Raw genomic sequence first — 16,700 nt, forward strand, 5'->3', positions numbered from 1 at the left:
GCTCGACGGGCCCTCGTGACCGTTCTGGACCTCGGGCGCGGACGGACGGCTACGAGCAGGCCGGTGCGTGACGTGCTCACGGCTTCTGCACCCGTCCCACGAGCTGTGTCCGGCATGCGGTGACACCGAACTCGACAGCGTCCCGGTGTCCGGTGAGGCAACGGTGGTCGCCTACACCGTCAACCATCAGCGGTGGACCCCGGAGCTCCTGCCGCCATATGTCATCGCGGTCGTGGCGCTTGTCGAGGACCCACGGGTGCGGCTCACGACGAACATCGTCGGCTGCGGACATTCCACCGTCCATGTCGGAATGCCCGTCCGAGTGCTGTTCCGACAGGTCGAGGACGTGTGGCTGCCGGTCTTCGCCCCGACCGGTGGTGAGACACGGGACGGCCGGGTCCCGGAGCCGGAGCGGCTCGTCGCGCCGTCGCGGCCGAGCCGGCGCTTCGAGCACCGGGCGGTGCTGTCGGGGATCGGACGGTCCCCGTGCGGAAGGCGCCTTTCGCAGTCCGGGCTGGAACTGGTGTTGGCCGCCTGCCGCGCCGCGGTCGACGACGCGGGGCTGTCGGCGGCCGAGATCGACGGGCTGTGTGCCTATCCGGGTGCCTTCGGCGGGCCGGGCAGCGCTGACACGGCAACGGTGACGGTCGGGCGGGCTCTTTCGATCGATCCAGCCTGGTACAGCGGCGCGCACGAGGTGCCGGGGCAGACCGGTGTGGTGATCGAGGCCATGCTCGCGGTCGCGGCCGGGCTGTGCAGGCACGTGCTGTGCTGGTCCTCGGTCGGGACCCGGCAGCGCCCCGGCCTGTACCCGGCGGCCGCCGGGGGCCGGATCCACGGCGAGGCCCAGTGGCAGGAGCCGTTCGGCGCGGTGTCCCCGGCCAACTGGGTGGCGCTGGCCGCGTCCCAGTACCTCACCCGCTACGGGGTCGGCCGGGAAGCGCTGTGCTGGGTGGCGGTGGCGTCGCGTCGGCACGCGCGGCGCAACCCGGACGCGCTGTACTCCGACCCGCTGGACGCGGATGCCTATTTCGCCGGTCGGGCGATATCGACGCCGTTCGGGATCTTCGACTGCGATGTGCCGTGTGACGCCGCCTATGCGGTGGTTGTCTCCGCGGCGGACACGGTGGCGGACCTGCGCCAACCAGTGGTTCGGGTCGACGCGGTCGGAACCCGGCTCACCGAGGTCCAGTCCTGGGACCAGGGAACGTTGACACACCAGCCGAACGTCTTCGGCCCGGCCGCTCATCTGTGGAGCCGCAGCGGCGTGTCCCGCGAGGACGTCGACCTGGCGAATCTCTACGACGGGTTCACCTTCAACGTCCTCTCCTGGATCGAGGCGCTCGGTTTCTGCGGTCCGGGAGAGGCGAGTGATTTCGTGTCGGACGGTACCCGGATCGGGCCGGGCGGCGACCTGCCGGTGAACCCGCACGGCGGGCAGCTCTCGTCCGGCCGGAGCAATGGCTATGGGCAGCTGTACGAGGCGGTGGTTCAGCTGCGGGGGGACGCCGGTCTTCGTCAGGTCGCGGGGGCGGAGGTTGCCGTCGTCACCTGCGGCGGCGGAATACCAGCGAACTGCATGCTGCTCACCGGCGAGCGTCGACGGTCCACCAGACGCAGGTCAGGAGTTCAACGATGATTGGCCCGGCTGACGATTTCCTGATCCACCAGACTCCGGATCCCGTGCGGTTCGTCGGTACCAGCGACCGGCGGTTCTACGATCGGCATTTCCTGACCGGCCACTCACGGGACGGCAGCATATTCTTTCTCCTGGGCATGGGTGCGTATCCCAACCTGGGGGTGATCGACGCCTTTGCCTCGGTCGCCACGAGGGTCACCCAGTACACCACCCGCGCGTCCCGGGAACTCGGCACCGACCGGCTCGACACGTCGGCGGTCGGTCCGTTCACCCTTGAGGTGGTCGAGGGGCTGCGTCGCCTGAGGTTTCGCGGCGAACCCCGCGGTCAGGCCGTCGAACTTGATCTGGAATGGCAGGCCGTGGCGGCCCCTGTCGAGGAGCCGCCCCTGTTCAGCCGCCTGCTCGGCCGAGTCGTGGAGCAGGGTACGCGCCTGATCCAGACAGGCACCTGGAACGGGTTCCTCACGGTCGACGGCTCACGTCTCGAGGTCGGCCCGGACACCTGGTGGGGTGCCCGGGACCGGTCATGGGGTGTGCGGTCCATGGGCATGGAGCGGGAACCGGCCGGTCTCGCGCAGGCGCGCAGACTGGGCCGGGACCGACCGCCGCTGTGGATCTGGTCACCCATGCAGTTCGAGAGCCGGACCGTCCACTTCAGCCTTTCCGAACACGCCGACGGCCGGCGCGAGATCGAGACCGTGCGGCAGGCGCCGTCGCTGGCCGACGGGGGCGAGGCGCTCGAGCTCGGTGCGCCGGAGCACGAGCTGAAGTTCGACCCGGACACCCGTGAGCTGCGCGGGGGGTCCGTGTCCTTCCGCGACGTGGACGGGAGGCGGACCACGGTTGCCCTCACCCCGCTCCACCCCGGCGCCTACCTGCGGGCCGGCACCGGCTACGGCGGCCCGGACCCGTGGCGCCACGGCGCGTACCGGGGCCAGAACTGGGTCGACTCGGTGTCCTTCGACCTCACCGACCCCGCGGTGACGATCGGAATCGGCCCGGCACACGTGCTGTGCAGGATGGAGGCGAGCACCGGCGAGGTGGGATACGGCACGTTCGAGACCCAGGTGTACGGGGACTTCCCACGCTACGGGCTGTACTCGTGAGCACGGCGGTGTCGAACCGGTGTCCCTCGTCCTACGAAGCCGGGCTCGAGGTGTCACTGCGTGAGTTCCTCGGCGCGCAGCTGGACCGCCAGGTCGATCTGACGGGCCTGCGCAGGCTCGCTGGCGGCACGGCGCACGAGACCTGGGCGTTCGACCTCCGGGACGGTGAGCGCCAGGAGCTCCACAGGCTCGTGCTGCGCAGGAGCATCGAGCGGGGCATGCTGGACGGCGACCTGCGTGCGGAGTTCGACCTGCTCGCCACGCTGGACCGGCTCGCCGTACCGGTGCCTCGGCCACGGTGGTGCGTCACCGAGGATTCACCGCTCACCCAGCCGTTCATGATCATCGATCGGGTGGACGGGACCGACATCCGCAAGCACCTGGCGACCCACCCCGAGACCGATCGGCACCGCCTGGGCGTGGAGCTGGTGCGCCTGCAGGCGAGGCTGCACCGGCTGGACTGGCAGGACTGTCTGCCGCCGCTGGCCAGGTCCGCGCGGGGCACGCTCCACGAGATCGAGAGGTGGGCCCGGGAGATCGACGCCTCGAGCGTCGATCCCGGCCCGCTGCTACGGGCGGCGACGGAACTGCTGCGCGACCGCCCACCGAAAACGTCGCGGCGGTGTCTCGTGCACGGCGATTTCAAGACGAACAACCTCCTGCTCGGCGCCGATGGCAACGTCACCGTGCTGGACTGGGAACTGGCACACCTCGGTGATCCGCTCGAGGACATCGCCTGGACGATGCTGTGGACCACCCGGTGGGATCTGGTGGGCGGCCTGTTGTCGGTCCAGGAGTACCTGGCCACCTACCAGGAGGAGACCGGCACCGCGATCGACCCCGAGGCCCTGCTGCCCTGGCGGATCTTCGCGCTGGTCAAGCTGGCGGCCATCTTCCTGACCGGTGTCACGCGCGGCGGACCGCTGGCCAGCCCCACGCTACGGCTGATGGGCCGCGGTCTGCACCACATCGAGGCGCAGCTCGCGGAGCTGCTCCAGGCCACCCTGGGCGAGGCGCAACCATCATGACGCTCGACGGTCTCTCGACGCTGTCCGGTGTCCGCGCGTTTCTCACCGCGAAGATCCTTCCCGCGGTGCCCGGCGAGCTGGCCGGTGAGCTGCGCGCGACGGTGAAACTGCTTGAGACGGTCGAGACCGAGCTCAACGACCGACACCTGCTGCTGATTGCCGAGACCTGGGACCTCATCGCGTACTGCGAGCGGATCGGACGGTTGCTGGAGCTCGCGGACACCACCAACGGGTGCACCGAACTGGCCGCTCGCGTCGTCGCGTCGGCCAGTCTGAACCTGACCGAGGTCGGTGAGCTGTGGCGGGACGCCAGAGCCCTGAGCTCCGCGCGGCTGGTCGCCGTCCAGCGCTACGCGTCCGACCCGAGCACCTCCGAACCGGGACGGGTGGCGGCGAGATATCTGCTCAGGCGGTTCTACTCCTGTCTGGGCGGCCATGCCCGCAGGCGCCAGGCCTGGCAGGCGGTGTTTCCGCCCGCCGCGGGCGCGCCCGCACCCCGTTCACACTCCGAAGGAGCCGATCAGTGACCACTGTGGACGTACCCACGCTGTGGGTGGACGGCCGACCGGTGCCCGCCGACGAGACCATCCCGGTGGTCAACCCGGCGACCGGTGAGCGGGCCGCGGACTGCCCGGCCGGCTCCGTCGACCTGCTCGAGGCGGCCGTTGCCGCGGCCCGGAAGGCCGGCACCACCTGGAGTCGGGACCCGGCCCTGCGACGGGAGACCCTCGAGACCATCGCCCGGGTGATCACCGAGAACCGCGACCTGCTGGCCCGGACGATCAGTTTGGAGACCGGCGTCCCGGTCCGGGACACCACGCTCGAGGCAGCCGGCGCCGCCGCGTTCGCCAGCTACCGCGCGGCAACCCCGCCCGCCGTCGACCTGGTACACGACGACGCGCGTCAACGGGTGCGCGTCCACCGCGCGCCGATCGGCATCGTCGGTGCCGTGATCCCGTGGAACGCACCACTGCTGATCTGCGCGGAGAAGATCAGCACAGCGTTCGCCGCCGGCAACACCGTGATCGTGAAGCCCTCACCGTTGGCACCGCTGACAACCGTGTTGCTGGCGTCGCTGCTGGCCGACCACATCCCCCCGGGTGTGCTGAGCGTGCTCCCCGGCGACGACCGGCTGGGCGAGTCGCTCGTGGCCCACCCGGCCATCGGAATGATCTCCTTCACCGGCAGCATCCGGGCCGGCAGAGCGATCATGGCTGCCGCGGCGCCCCGGCTCAAGCGGCTCTCGCTGGAGCTGGGGGGCAACGACGCCGCGGTCGTGTTACCGGACGTCGACATCCCGAAGGTCGCCGCCAGGGTCTTCCAGGGCGCCTTCTACCGGGCTGGACAGGTGTGCGCCGCGATCAAGAGGCTCTACGTCCACCAGGACGTGTTCGAGCCGTTCGTCGAGGCGCTTGCCACGATCGCGGACTCCGTCGTGACCGGTGATCCGTTCGACCCCGAGGTGACGATGGGACCGCTGTCGAACCGCGCGCAGTTCGACCGGGTACGGGCGCTGACCGAGGACGCGGTGGCCGCTGGTGGTCGCGTCGCCGCCGGCGGCCGGGTGGTGGAGGGACCCGGCTACTTCTACCGCCCGACAGTGGTGACCGCGGTGGGTCCCGAGACCGCGCTGGTCGCCGAGGAGCAGTTCGGCCCGGTGCTGCCGGTGCTGCCCTTCGCCGAGGTGGACGAGGCCGTCGCGGCGGCCAACGACACCGACTTCGGCCTGGGCGGCTCGGTGTGGACGTCGGACGCGGAACGGGGAGAGCGGGTCGCGGCGTCGCTCGACGCGGGTTCCGTCTGGGTGAACCGGCACGGTCTCGTGTCGCCGGAGGTGCCGTTCGGCGGGACGAAGCAGAGCGGTGTGGGCCGTGCCAACGGCCAGATCGGCCTCGACCACTACAGCGAGCTGAAGACGATCAGCGTCTCGATCCTGTCCCGGAAACAACACTCACATCCAAGGACCTGAGGTGACTGTCATGGAGAAGCTGCTCGAGGGCGGTCTGTTCTTCGAAGGGCCCCGCTGGCACGACGGCTCGTGGTACGTGTCCGACCTGTATGCCCACGAGGTACTGCGGGTCGGCGTCGACGGGCGGGCCGAGCACGTCGTGACCGTGCCGAACCAGCCGTCCGGCCTGGGCTGGCTTCCGGAAGGCTCGCTGCTCGTCGCTTCGATGACGGACCGCCGAATTCTGCGCCTGTCGCCGGACGGCGTGGTCTCGCAGCACGCGGACCTGTCCGCACTGTCCGCGCAGTACATCAACGACATGGTTGTGGACGGGTTCGGCCGGGCATATGTCGGCACCTTCGGTTTCGACCTGTTCGCCGGGGCGACGCCGAAGCCTGGTGACATCCTCCGCGTCGATCCGGACGGATCGGTGCACGTCGCGGCCCAGGACCTCCGATTCCCCAACGGGATGGTGGTCACGCCGGAAAACGACACGTTGATCGTGGCCGAAACTTTCGGCGGGCGATTCACCGCCTTCACCATCGACCGGGACGGCAGCCTGCGGGACCGGCGGGTGTGGAGCCAGGTGGGCACGGAGCCCTCCTACGAGTCGATCGAGACCATCGTGCGGACCGACTTCGCTCCGGACGGTTGTGTGCTCGACGCCGAGGGGCACATCTGGGTGGCTGACGCGCTCAACGGGCGCGCCTGCCGGGTCGCGCCCGGCGGAAAGGTCGTCGACGAGGTCCACGCGCCTGGCGGCCTCGGCCTGTACTCCTGCACCCTGGGCGGCGAAGACGGCCGGACCCTGCTGGCCTGCACCGCGCCGAGCTTTGCCGAGCACGAGCGGAAGGCTGCCAAGGAAGGGGAGCTGTACGTGCACACGGTCGACGTTCCGCGCTCCGAAGGCAGACCGTGACCGGGCACCGTTGACATGGTGTGTCCTACGCCACTATGCTAAAAACAACCGATTGTTTATGCATTTGTGACCATATTTGAACCCTACCTGCGAAGACCAGGACGCGAAGTAGCAAAACATTTCGAACAAATACGGAGAACCAGAGTCCGCAGTCGCGAGAAAACAACATGGACGTCCGGATCGGCGCGGATCGGGGTAAGCTGCCATGGGTGACACGCCAGCCGGCCCAGGACTGTTGGCCCGGTACGACGTTGTGCGGGTACTCAAGCGTTGCGCCGGAGCGGAGACACTGCTGGCGTCCGACCGCCGCACGGGCGTCCAGGTGGTTGTCAGGTCCGTCGAACTCGGGTCGCTGCCGGTCGAGAACCGGCGTCGTCTGACGCACGAGATATCACTGATCAGGCGCCTGGAAGAGCCTGGCATCGCCACCGTGGTCAACACGCTCGAGGATACCGGGCACGTCTATCTGGTCAGGCCGTACGTCGACGGGATCTCGTTACAACAGCGACTGACCGTCGGCACCATGGGCGTCCTCGACTGCCTTACCGTCGCTCGCCAGGTACTGCGCTCACTGGCCCGATTCCATGATCATGGCCTGGTTCACCGTGACGTCAGGCCCGCCAACATAGTGGTCGACGACGGTTCCCCCCTGCGGGTGGCGACACTGGTCGACTTCGGTCTGGTGTCGAGCATCTCCCCGACCCCGGGATCGCTCAACGATCCCGCGTCCTCGTCCCGCTACATGGCGCCCGAACTGGCTGACATTCTGGACAGACCCGTCGACTGCCGGTCGGATCTGTATTCGACCGGTATCGTCCTCTTTGAATGCCTGGTGGGACACCCTCCGTTCGACGGGAGCGACGTCCGCGAAGTTCTTCGTCAGCAGCTGTCGACCGCCGTACCGTCGCTGCGCACGCTGGGCGTCTCGATACCGCAGGCACTGGAAGAGATTCTGCGCAGGCTCCTGCGCAAGGATCCCGATGATCGCTATCGCTCGGCGTGGGCCGCTCTGGCGGATGTCGATCAGTTGGACAACGCCCTGCGCAGGGGAATCGCGGAGCCGGGCATCCCGGTCGGGGCTCATGACGCGCGGGAGAGCCTGACCGAGCCTGCGCTCACCGGGCGGGAGAGCGAGCTGGAGACACTGCACCAGTGGCTGGCGAAGGCCCGTCACGGCGGCGCCGCCACAGTGGTCGTTCAGGCCAGCTCAGGTGGCGGCAAGACACGGGTACTCGACGAGTTCTGTCAACGCGCGGCCGCCGGGGGCGCCCGGGTTTTCCGTGGGCGGGGAATAGAACGCTCCGCCCAGCAGCCGCTGCACATGCTCGCCGGTATCGTCAGTGACCTGCTCAAGCAGGTGGGCGCCGAGCCCGGGTTCGGCGCCGACCTGGCCGAACGGCTGGCGGACGCGGCTGGTCCGCTGTGTGACGCGCTTCCGGAACTGGGCGACGTCCTCGGTGGCACCGGCGTGGGAACTCGGATACCGGAATCGCTCGCGCGGGCCCATCTCGTGGCAGCGCTCGTCTCGCTGTTGGACGCACTGGGCACCGCGGCACGCCCGGCAGTCGTCGTGATCGACGACTGCCAGTGGGCTGACGAACTGACACTGCGGCTGCTGGAGGCATGGGCGAAGCACAACGTGGGAGACGGGCTCCCGCGGCGGCACGTACTCGTGGTGGCGGCGATCAGACCAGAGGAGCCCGGAGCACACCAGCGGCTGACGGAGGTCCCGGGGATCGAGTGCCTGCACCTTCCGTCCCTGAACCCGTGCCAGATCGGTCAGGTCGTCGAGTCGATGGCCGGCAGGGTGCCGGCGGACGCCACAGAGGTCGTGGTCGAACTGTCGCGTGGAAACCCGCTGATGATTTCGGCGGTGCTTCGCGGGCTGGTCGAGGTGAATGCCCTGACACCGAGCACGCACGGGTGGCGGTTCCATCCGGTCCCGGGTGGCTGGCAGGCCTCGCGCAAGACCGCGGCATTTCTCGCGCGGCGCTTTGCGCTCCTGGCGGAGGCGACGCGCCTGCTACTCGACGCGGGAGCCGTGCTGGGGCGTGAGTTCGACCTGGGGCTTGCCGCCCGGCTCGTCGGGCAACGGCAGGACGAAGCAGCCGAAGCGATCAGACAGGCCATTGACCGCAATCTGGTATGGGCCGGCCCCGAAGGGAGGTACTGTTTTGCGCACGACAGGCTGCGGGCGAGCCTCCTGGCCGGTCTCGACCCGATCGAGCTCACAGAGCTGCATCGGCGTGCAGCCGAGGAGATCGAGCTCCGCGAGCCCGGACGGGCGTTCGATCTCGCCTACCATTTCGACGCCGCGGGCGAGCCTCGGCGTGCGTTCGCCCATGCCGTCCAGTCCGCCGCGGCCGCCCGGGCGCGTCACGACTTCGAACTGGCGGAGCGCCAGTACCGGATAGCGGAACGGGGAATGGACGCCGCACCGAGGGAAGTCCGGTACGCCCTCGTCGAAGCACTCGGCCAGATCCTCATGCTGCGCGGATGCTACGACGAGGCAGCCGCCCGGTTCCAGCGAGCACGCGAGCTGGCCGGGGACAGCCTCGAGTTCGCCTGGATCGAAGGTCAGCTGGGGCAGCTGGTGTTCCGAAGGGACGATCTCGCGGGTGCGGCCGCCCACATAGAATCCGGTCTTCGAGCCCTGGGCGAATGGGTGCCCGAGGGCGGTCGGATACAGCTGTTCCTGCGGCTTTCCTGGGAGATTATACGGCGCGTCACCCGACGCTTCCGGAGGTTCAGCTTTCACCGGCAGTCCGACTCGGAGCTTCGAAGCAACCGGCTCAAAGCGCACCTCTACACTCGCCTGCAGTATCCAAGATGGTTCCATTCGCGGCGTCCCGAGACCCTGTGTCTCATACTGCGTCAGATCAACATAGCGGAACGCTGCCGCAACACCACCGAGCTCGCACACGCGAGTTCCGTCTATGGAGCCGCGCTCGCTCTTACCTTCCCGTTTTTCTGTCGCCGTGCCATGCGCTATATAGATCACGCGGCGTGGATCTACCGGAGCCAGGGAGATCCGCACGGAGAAGGACACGTCGCGAGTATGCGAGCATGTGTTCTGCATGCGGCCGGCCAGTACCGGAAGGCCGCCGAAGCCGCTGGCGACGCGGTTCGCATCCTGGATCAGCTTGGCGACCGGTGGGAACTGGGCTTCGCCACGCGTACGCGGGCGGTCTGCCTCTACCGTCTGGGCCGGCTGGGCGAGGCACGGCGGGAGGCCCGCCGGCTGTTCGACATCGGAGTCGAGATCGGCGACGCGCACGCGCAGATCACCGCGCTGGAAGTTCTCGCGAAAGTGACCGAGGGCCGCGTCACGGCCGTTCAGACACAGGCCGCCCTGGGCCGGCGCGGCGACGACATCGAAGTGACGGTGGCGGCTCTGCTTGCCGAAGCCCTGCGCCTTCGTCACACGGGCCAGCTCGAGCAGGCGATCAGGAGCCTGTCAGGCGCGGCGCGCCTGGTGAGCCGTGCGCAGCCCACGAGCACCCATCTGGTGCCGGTCTTCGCGTGGCTGGCGACCCTGCATCGAGAGGCGGCCGAGCAGCCGCTTCTACCGCACGTCCGACGGGCACGACTCCGGCGCGCACGAAAATCGGCCCGTCGAGCGGTGCGCTACGGAAAGCTCTATCCCAACGATCTGCCCCATGCGTTGCGTGAGCTGGGCATGGTGTGCGCCCTGTCCGGGCACCGGCGTCGAGCCCGCCGACATCTCAGGCGCAGCGCGGCATGGGCGAGACGGCGTGAGGCAGGTGCGGAGCTGGCGGAAACCAACCTGCAGGCCGCCCGCCTCGAGCTGACCGGTGAGGCGTCCGGTGGCGAGGGCTACCCCGAACCGGGTCTGGGCGCCGCGCCGCCGGCTCTGTCCACCCTGGGTCTGGCCGAGCGGTTCGCGGCGCTGCTCGAGGCCGGTGTCCTGCTCGCGTCCAGCGACTCGGCGGAGGCGACCGTGCGGGCGATCCGTGAGACCACCCAGACCCTGCTGCGCGCTGAACGCTGTCGTGTCGTCGGACTCACCACGGACTGGCGTCCAGGCCATTCAGCGGCGTCCGCCGAGGAACAGGAGGCGGCGCGGCGCGCGGCGGAGCACCGTGGCCCGCTTGTTCTGAATCGCCCGCTGGCGACCGAGTTCGAACCGGATGCCGGACTGGCTCTTCCGGACGCCCGGTCGGCGCTCTGCGCGCCGGTCTTTGTACGGGACGAGATGGTCGGATACTTCCTGGCGCTGCACTCGCAGGTCGGCAAGCTGTTCGGTGAGGAGGAGCAACAGCTCGCCGAATTCGTTGCGCGTCTGGCCGGTGCCGCGCTGGAACGTCAGCAGCTACAGCGCGACATACGCGCTCGGGTGATCTCGGCGCAGGAAGCCGAGCGGTCACGGGTGGCGCGAGACCTCCACGACGAGGTCGGACAGGCGCTCACCTCGGTGCTGCTGGGCGTGCGGTTGGTGGAAAGCGCTGTTTCCAGTGACAATTCGGGATCGGTCCGGCCAGACGACGTGCTGCCACAGGTAGCGGAGCTTCGCCACCATGTCGTCGGTGCGCTCGGCTCGGTTCAGCGTCTCGCCTTCGACCTCAGACCGACCGTGTTGGATGATCTGGGCCTGGTGGCCGCCCTCCGACGGCTGACCGTGAGCGCTGTGACGGGGAACACCTGCGTCGAACTCGCGACCGTCAACCTCGAGCCCGGGGACCGATTACCGGCCGAGATCGAGACAACGGCCTACCGGGCGGTACAGGAGGCAGTCACGAACGTCGCCCGGCACTCCCGGGCCTCGAAATGCAGCGTCGTCATAGGACGTACTCAGCGGTGCCTACGTGTCGTGATCGAAGACGACGGGATCGGCTTCCGTACGGATGCCCTCTCCGGTGGGGGCCTGGGCCTGCTCGGCATGAAAGAACGGGCGGCTCTGGTCGGTGGAACGCTGCGCGTGACCTCCGCCCCGGGGCAGGGCACAGCGATCTCGCTGGAGGTGCCGCTTGACGAATGACCGATTACGGGTGCTGCTCTGCGACGATCACAGGATCGTCCGCGGTGGCCTGCAGCGGATGCTCGCCGAGGACTCCGGGATCCTTGTCGTCGCGGACGTCGGCACGGCGGCCGAAGCTGTCGCGGCGGCCGGACGACTCCAACCCGATATCGTCGTCCTGGACATCGGCCTACCAGACGGCAGCGGGATCTCGGCGATCGGGAGAATTCTCGGGGCAAGCCCGGCAAGCAGAGTCCTGATGCTCACGATGCACGACGATGTCGCCTACCTGAGAGAGGCATTCGCGAGCGGGGCGCTCGGCTACGTACTGAAAGCCGCGGCCGACATCGAGCTGATCCAGGCCATCCACGACGTCGCCAGGGGCGAACGGTATGTTCACCCGACGCTCGGGGCCGCTCTGTTGGGCAGGGACACGAACGTCGAAGGCCGCTCTGTTTCCACGGTGGCTGGGCTCTCCGAACGTGAGGCTGAAATCCTGCGCCTGCTTGCCCTCGGTCACACGAATCCGGAGATGGCCGAGGTTCTCGACCTCTCCGTTCGCACCGTGGAGACCTATCGATATCGGCTTCAACAAAAGGTGGGTCTGCGCTCGCGGGCCGAACTTGTACGCCTGGCCAGAGAGATGGGCCTGGTAAGATGAGGCGGCGAGGTGACGGGCTCCGGCATTCATCAGAGCAACCGGTGTTCATCAGAACAACGGTGTTCATCAGAACAACGGTGTTTGTCAGAACAAAGGCGGTCGGTGTTCTCGGACTATCCCCTCCCCCACCGTGGGCCAGTATCGCGGAAATCGTACGGGGCGCGCGGCCGTGGAAACGAATCGATTCATCCGTCGACACTGGAGTCGGCGGCGGACCCACGGTCACGGGCGCTGATCACCGCCTTCCTCGACACCCGCCGTTCCCGCGCCCGACAGATCGGGTGCCGGCCACCGATGGCCTGGCAGCGTCGGACGCGTTCAGCGGCGAGCAGGGCCGAACCCGGCGTCGGCCCCGCCCCATGGTGATCGCCCGTTCCGGGAGGACGATCACTCGTCCCGGAACGGGCCGGCGCTTCTCGGTGAAGGCGGCCATGCCCTCCTTCTGGTCCGCGGTGGCGAACGTGGCGTGAAAGGTCCGCCGTTCGAACAGGGCGCCCTCGCTCAGCGAGGTCTCGAAGGCGCGGTTGACCGCCTCCTTGACCATCATGGCCACCGGGGTCGACATTCCCGCGATCTTCTCCGCCACGTCGAGCGCCTCGTCGACGAGACCCTCGGCGGGCACGATCCGCGAGACGAGGCCGGCCGACTCGGCCTCGGTGGCGTCCATTGTCCGGCCGCCGGCGCCATGGGCGGCAATGCCTACTGGACGACCTCGACTCGGCTGTCGAGGCCCTTCCAGCGCCTGTCACCGGTCAGGATGGTGTCAGCGTCGACGACGTCAGCGGTAGCGAGCACGAGCGCATCCGGTAGTCGTAAGGACTGGTGCCGCGCCCGCCAGAGGGCGGCGGCAACCGCGACAGCCTCGTCCACGGGATACGGCGGCCCGAACGCGGCGGTGGTAAGCCGCCGACGCGTGGCAACCTCCTCCTCGCTCCTGCGCGCGGCGCCCACGAGCAGCTCGGCCAGCACGGTTGCCGGCAGCAGGAAAACATCACCGGCGTCGCGCCGACGGCGAGCCGCCTGGGCTGAACAGGCGTGCAGGGCATCCTGCGGGTCGAACAATGCGAGGATCACGCTCGTGTCGAGGACTACCGCTCCCATTCGTTCCGCAGCGTCTCAAGATCGGTCACGGCGGACAGCCCCGGAGCGGAACCGATCAGCTCCTCGAGGGGATCCCGAACAGCGGTGAGGACCAGCCTGCCGCGCCCGTCGGCAGTCACCCGGAGTTCGTCGCCGGGACCAAGGCCCGCGGCCCGAAGCACGTCGACAGGCAGGGTGACCTGGTGCTTGCGGGAGACCCGGGTGACACCGGGCCGCCGCTTTACTTCCGTCGCCATAAGTAAAGATTACGTCCGACGAACGGAGGACGCCGAGGGTCCGCGTCGCCGTCCAGGAAGCACATCCACATGCGCAGGTCCGGGCATGGACAACGGTGATCCGGAGCTGCTGTCGCTCTACGGCATGCTGCTGCCCGTCGATCTCGAGGACGAGTTCGACGTCACCGCCGACGACGAGCAGGGTCGGGGCGCGCACGGCCGCCAGTTTCGCGGCCGCCAGTTTCGCGGCGGCCAGTTTCGCGGCGGCCAGGTCGGGCCGGCCGCCGCGGGAGACGACGGCGGCGACGTGGGAACCGGGCTCGGCCGCGACCCACAGCGCGGCGGCGCCGGTAGCGCGGCGGCGGTAGCGCGGCGGCGGCGCCGGTGCTGGCCCCGAAGTAGCCGACGGGAAGGTGAACGATCTCCGACCGGCCGCGTAGCCAGCCGGTGACGTCGACGAGCCGGCGGGCGAGCAGCCCGATGTCGAACCCGAGGAACCGTCGACGCTCCGGTCACCGACCGCCATCGATCTCGGTTTGCCGGCCGGTCCGTGGTTCGGACGGGCCGGGCGTGGGTAACGACCGAAAGTATTCGGATCGAGCATATTAGGTAACGATCTGCATGCTTGTAGGCAAGGAGCGGGGAATCATGGCCTCACCCGCGCCCGGCCGGCGACTCACCGTTCACCGCTCGCTGGTCCGACACCGGCCATGTCAGCTTCGTCCACCCGGGGCCGGGCGCCGGGGGTCCACCACCACCCGGGGAGGCCCGCGGCGTGCGCCCACACCGACGGGAAGGCGAGAACAATGACCAACGATCACGAAAGGCGAATCGCGGCCCTGGAACAGCGGCTCGCCACGCTCACGGAGGCGGTCCGGGCCATCGCCCGCGGGCTGGAGTCCCCGCCCACCACGGACGAGCCCTTCGAAGCCACGGCGGCGCGGGCCGCCCGGCAGGCGCACGAGCTGCTGCTCTCCGCCCGTCCGTAGCAGTCCCGTAACAGCCTCACGGCTGTGGGACTCCACGGCCGGAACAACGAGTGACAGGGAGGCCGTAGTGACCGTAGGCGCGCAGGATGCGGAGATCGGCCAGCTCTTCACCGCAGCCGGCCCCTTCGTAACGTTCTACCTGGGTCTGTCGGGTGAGCTCGACGATGTCGTGCCGGAGCGGGCGCTGCGGTGGCGCGGCCTGCGCGATCAGCTGGCCACGGCCGGGGCGGACGGCGCGACGCTGGGCGCGGTGGACGAGACGGTGGCCCGCCTGGGGCCGGACAATGCCGCTCTCGCGGTGTTCGCCGCCGATGGCCGGGTCGCCTGGGAGCGACGGCTACGCGGGCAGCTGGACGACCGGGCCGTGTGGGGGCCGCTGCCCTGCGTGCTGCCCCTGCTCGCCTGCTGGCAGCGCACGGTGCCCTGCGTGGTCGTGCTCACCGACCGGACAGGCGCCGACCTGCGGGTGAACATCGACGGGCCGCGGTTCGCCGGCGAGGTCACGGGCAGCGACGACGAGATCGAGCGCAACGCCCCCGGCGGCTGGTCGCAGCGCCGCTACCAGCATCGCGCCGAGGACTCGTGGGCGCACAACGCGGCACAGGTCGCGAAGGCGGTGACGGCGCTGGTCGAGCAGGTGGACGCCGCGCTGGTCGTCCTGGCGGGAGACGTGCGGGCGGTGCAGCTGCTGCGTGAGCACCTGCCGCCCCGGGTCGTCCCGCTGGTACGCCAGCTTGAGCACGGCGGACGGCACCCCAGCCGGGGTGACCGGCTGCACGACCGCCAGGTGCGTGAGCTGGTGGAGACCGAGGCCCGGGCCCGGACCACCGGTCTGCTCACCCGTTTCGCCGAGGACCGCGCGCACGGGCGGGCGGCCGACGGGGCCACCGCGGCTCTCGACGCGCTCGCCCGTTCCCAGGCACGGACCCTGCTCGTCGTGGACGACCCCGGGGACGAACGGGTCGCGTGGTTCGGACCGGATCCGGCCGATATCGCCGCCGAGGCGGGCATGCTGGCCGGCCGGGTCGGCCGGCCGACCGCTGGCAGGCTGGCGGACGTGGCCGTGCGCGCCGCGTGGGGCACCGGCGCGGCGGTCCGGGTCCTGCCCGCCGGCTTCGCGGACGGGCCGTCCGAGGGCCTCGGCGCCCTGCTGCGCTACCCGCGGGCGAACGGACCCCGCTGACCCGCCCGCCTATGAGACGAGATGGTCGATGCCACCGAGCCCGCGCCGTCCAACGGTTCTTCACGGGTGATGAAGGCGCTGTCGCATGGCCGTCGCCCGGTCGAGGTGACCACCGATCGGGCCACGGCCGGGCCGCGGGTTGCCTGTCAGCTGGTGTATGGATTCCTCAGGGTCACGGGCGTGCGCGCGATGTCAAGTGCCGGCTGAGGGAAGCGGGGGCCAGGACATCCTCGCGTGCGATCATGAGCGTCTGCAGCGAACGGGACATCCGGCCGTTCCCGTCGGCCCACGGATGGATGGACACAAGGTGCAGATGCGCCATGGCCGCTCGCACCAGCGGATGGGTGCTGTTGTCGGTGTTGAGCCGGTCGGTGAGTTCCTTCATCAGCGCGGGGACGGCACCGGCGTCCGGGGCCGTGTAGGCCGCGATGCCGGGGTCGCGGGCGTCGGCGGCGTGGACGAGGCCGCGGCGCCACTGCCCGGCCGGCTTGCGCACGGCGTGGCGGTGGCCCTGCAACATCCAGTGCAGAGCGTTGAGCAGGCCTTTGCTGTAGCTGAAGTCCTCGACATCGTGAAGCGTCTGGATATACGTCATCATTCGCTGACAGGCGAGGGTCTCTTCACGGTTCTCGTCCGAGACCTCGACGTCTCGCTCGCCGTCGATCAGATCCTGGACGTCGATCGTGGATACCCTGAAGCCCTCGACGGAGTTCGAGGCCGCGACGGCGTCGGCGGTCAGACCTAGATTCGCCGGTAGCGGCGCAGGGTTGGCGGGGTGTTGGCCGCGGAAAGTGATCGAATGCCTGTCGCGCAGGGAGAATCGGGGCTGCGAAACCAAACCGAGGATCCCAGGCGAAAGGCACCCGTCAGGTGGTCAGGATACGCAGTGTCGAGTCGTCACGGAAGTCGGTCTCGGCGGCGGGTCCGTCGCGG

Annotated in this window: 11 protein-coding genes and 5 pseudogenes; 11 read left to right on the forward strand and 5 right to left on the reverse strand. The window is 69.3% G+C overall.

The features are described 5' to 3' along the window. Nucleotides 1-22: 22 nt before the first annotated feature. The 8 genes and pseudogenes from CM1CMNOD_RS12430 to CM1CMNOD_RS12455 form a co-directional block, all read left to right on the forward strand. Nucleotides 23-1,639, forward strand: a pseudogene (locus CM1CMNOD_RS12430) (thiolase C-terminal domain-containing protein); the annotation flags it as partial. After that, a complete protein-coding gene (locus tag CM1CMNOD_RS21780; RefSeq protein ID WP_013873965.1) occupies nt 1,636-2,745 on the forward strand; it encodes a hypothetical protein in 1,110 nt (369 codons plus the stop codon). The pseudogene CM1CMNOD_RS12430 and the gene CM1CMNOD_RS21780, both read left to right, overlap by 4 nt. Next, nucleotides 2,742-3,773: a phosphotransferase family protein gene (locus tag CM1CMNOD_RS12435; RefSeq protein WP_013873966.1), complete on the forward strand. Its 1,032-nt coding sequence runs from the start codon at nt 2,742-2,744 to the stop codon at nt 3,771-3,773. The genes CM1CMNOD_RS21780 and CM1CMNOD_RS12435 overlap by 4 nt, the downstream gene beginning before the upstream one ends. Next, nucleotides 3,770-4,300: a hypothetical protein gene (locus tag CM1CMNOD_RS21785; protein ID WP_013873967.1), complete on the forward strand. Its 531-nt coding sequence runs from the start codon at nt 3,770-3,772 to the stop codon at nt 4,298-4,300. The genes CM1CMNOD_RS12435 and CM1CMNOD_RS21785 overlap by 4 nt, the downstream gene beginning before the upstream one ends. Further along, the gene (locus CM1CMNOD_RS12440; protein ID WP_013873968.1) at nt 4,297-5,742 is read left to right on the forward strand and encodes an aldehyde dehydrogenase family protein; all 1,446 of its coding nucleotides are present in this window, start codon (nt 4,297-4,299) and stop codon (nt 5,740-5,742) included. Before CM1CMNOD_RS21785 ends, CM1CMNOD_RS12440 begins: the two co-directional genes overlap by 4 nt. 10 nt (nt 5,743-5,752) lie before the next feature. Continuing rightward, nucleotides 5,753-6,640 (forward strand): SMP-30/gluconolactonase/LRE family protein, encoded by an 888-nt coding sequence (locus CM1CMNOD_RS12445; RefSeq protein WP_013873969.1) that lies wholly within the window; start codon nt 5,753-5,755, stop codon nt 6,638-6,640. A 205-nt stretch (nt 6,641-6,845) separates the two neighbouring features. Next, on the forward strand, nt 6,846-11,639 hold the full coding sequence (locus CM1CMNOD_RS12450) for a protein kinase domain-containing protein (RefSeq protein ID WP_013873970.1): 4,794 nt from the start codon (nt 6,846-6,848) through the stop codon (nt 11,637-11,639). 10 nt (nt 11,640-11,649) lie between these two features. Then, entirely contained in the window at nt 11,650-12,279 is a 630-nt protein-coding gene (locus CM1CMNOD_RS12455) for a response regulator (RefSeq protein ID WP_165440849.1), read from the forward strand. Between the two features lie 394 nt (nt 12,280-12,673). On the opposite strand, the pseudogene CM1CMNOD_RS24040 reads toward CM1CMNOD_RS12455, so the two are convergent. The 4 genes and pseudogenes from CM1CMNOD_RS24040 to CM1CMNOD_RS24045 form a co-directional block, all read right to left on the reverse strand. Beyond that, a pseudogene (locus CM1CMNOD_RS24040) lies at nt 12,674-12,955 on the reverse strand (enoyl-CoA hydratase-related protein); the annotation flags it as partial. A gap of 23 nt (nt 12,956-12,978) precedes the next feature. Next, nucleotides 12,979-13,380 carry a type II toxin-antitoxin system VapC family toxin gene (locus CM1CMNOD_RS12465; protein ID WP_013873972.1) on the reverse strand — a complete coding sequence of 134 codons (402 nt, stop codon included), beginning with the start codon at nt 13,378-13,380 and terminating at the stop codon, nt 12,979-12,981. Next, nucleotides 13,368-13,616, reverse strand: a complete 249-nt coding sequence (locus CM1CMNOD_RS12470; RefSeq protein ID WP_013873973.1) for an AbrB/MazE/SpoVT family DNA-binding domain-containing protein — start codon at nt 13,614-13,616, stop codon at nt 13,368-13,370. Before CM1CMNOD_RS12470 ends, CM1CMNOD_RS12465 begins: the two co-directional genes overlap by 13 nt. 118 nt (nt 13,617-13,734) lie before the next feature. Next, a pseudogene (locus CM1CMNOD_RS24045) lies at nt 13,735-14,104 on the reverse strand (hypothetical protein); the annotation flags it as partial. Between the two features lie 167 nt (nt 14,105-14,271). On the opposite strand from CM1CMNOD_RS24045, the pseudogene CM1CMNOD_RS24460 reads away from it, so the two are divergent. From CM1CMNOD_RS24460 to CM1CMNOD_RS12490, 3 genes and pseudogenes are all read left to right on the forward strand, one after another. After that, a pseudogene (locus tag CM1CMNOD_RS24460) lies at nt 14,272-14,325 on the forward strand (hypothetical protein); the annotation flags it as partial. Nucleotides 14,326-14,401: 76 nt separating this feature from the next. Beyond that, entirely contained in the window at nt 14,402-14,584 is a 183-nt protein-coding gene (locus CM1CMNOD_RS12485; RefSeq protein ID WP_013873974.1) for a hypothetical protein, read from the forward strand. 67 nt (nt 14,585-14,651) lie between these two features. Then, the gene (locus CM1CMNOD_RS12490) at nt 14,652-15,767 is read left to right on the forward strand and encodes a Vms1/Ankzf1 family peptidyl-tRNA hydrolase (RefSeq protein ID WP_013873975.1); all 1,116 of its coding nucleotides are present in this window, start codon (nt 14,652-14,654) and stop codon (nt 15,765-15,767) included. Between the two features lie 214 nt (nt 15,768-15,981). Here CM1CMNOD_RS12490 and CM1CMNOD_RS12500 read toward each other — a convergent pair. Beyond that, nucleotides 15,982-16,563: pseudogene (locus CM1CMNOD_RS12500) on the reverse strand (Fic family protein); the annotation flags it as partial. Nucleotides 16,564-16,700: the final 137 nt, after the last annotated feature.

Source organism: Protofrankia symbiont of Coriaria myrtifolia, assembly GCF_900634755.1.
In the GTDB taxonomy this organism is placed as follows: domain Bacteria; phylum Actinomycetota; class Actinomycetes; order Frankiales; family Frankiaceae; genus Protofrankia; species Protofrankia coriariae.

Coding starts and splice junctions, on each gene's coding strand:
- CM1CMNOD_RS12445 (WP_013873969.1), top strand. CDS start 5,753: ATGGAGAAGCTGCTCGAGGGCGGTCTGTTCTTCGAAGGGCCCCGCTGG.
- CM1CMNOD_RS12485 (WP_013873974.1), top strand. CDS start 14,402: ATGACCAACGATCACGAAAGGCGAATCGCGGCCCTGGAACAGCGGCTC.
- CM1CMNOD_RS21780 (WP_013873965.1), top strand. CDS start 1,636: ATGATTGGCCCGGCTGACGATTTCCTGATCCACCAGACTCCGGATCCC.
- CM1CMNOD_RS12470 (WP_013873973.1), bottom strand. CDS start 13,616: ATGGCGACGGAAGTAAAGCGGCGGCCCGGTGTCACCCGGGTCTCCCGC.
- CM1CMNOD_RS12465 (WP_013873972.1), bottom strand. CDS start 13,380: ATGGGAGCGGTAGTCCTCGACACGAGCGTGATCCTCGCATTGTTCGAC.
- CM1CMNOD_RS12450 (WP_013873970.1), top strand. CDS start 6,846: ATGGGTGACACGCCAGCCGGCCCAGGACTGTTGGCCCGGTACGACGTT.
- CM1CMNOD_RS21785 (WP_013873967.1), top strand. CDS start 3,770: ATGACGCTCGACGGTCTCTCGACGCTGTCCGGTGTCCGCGCGTTTCTC.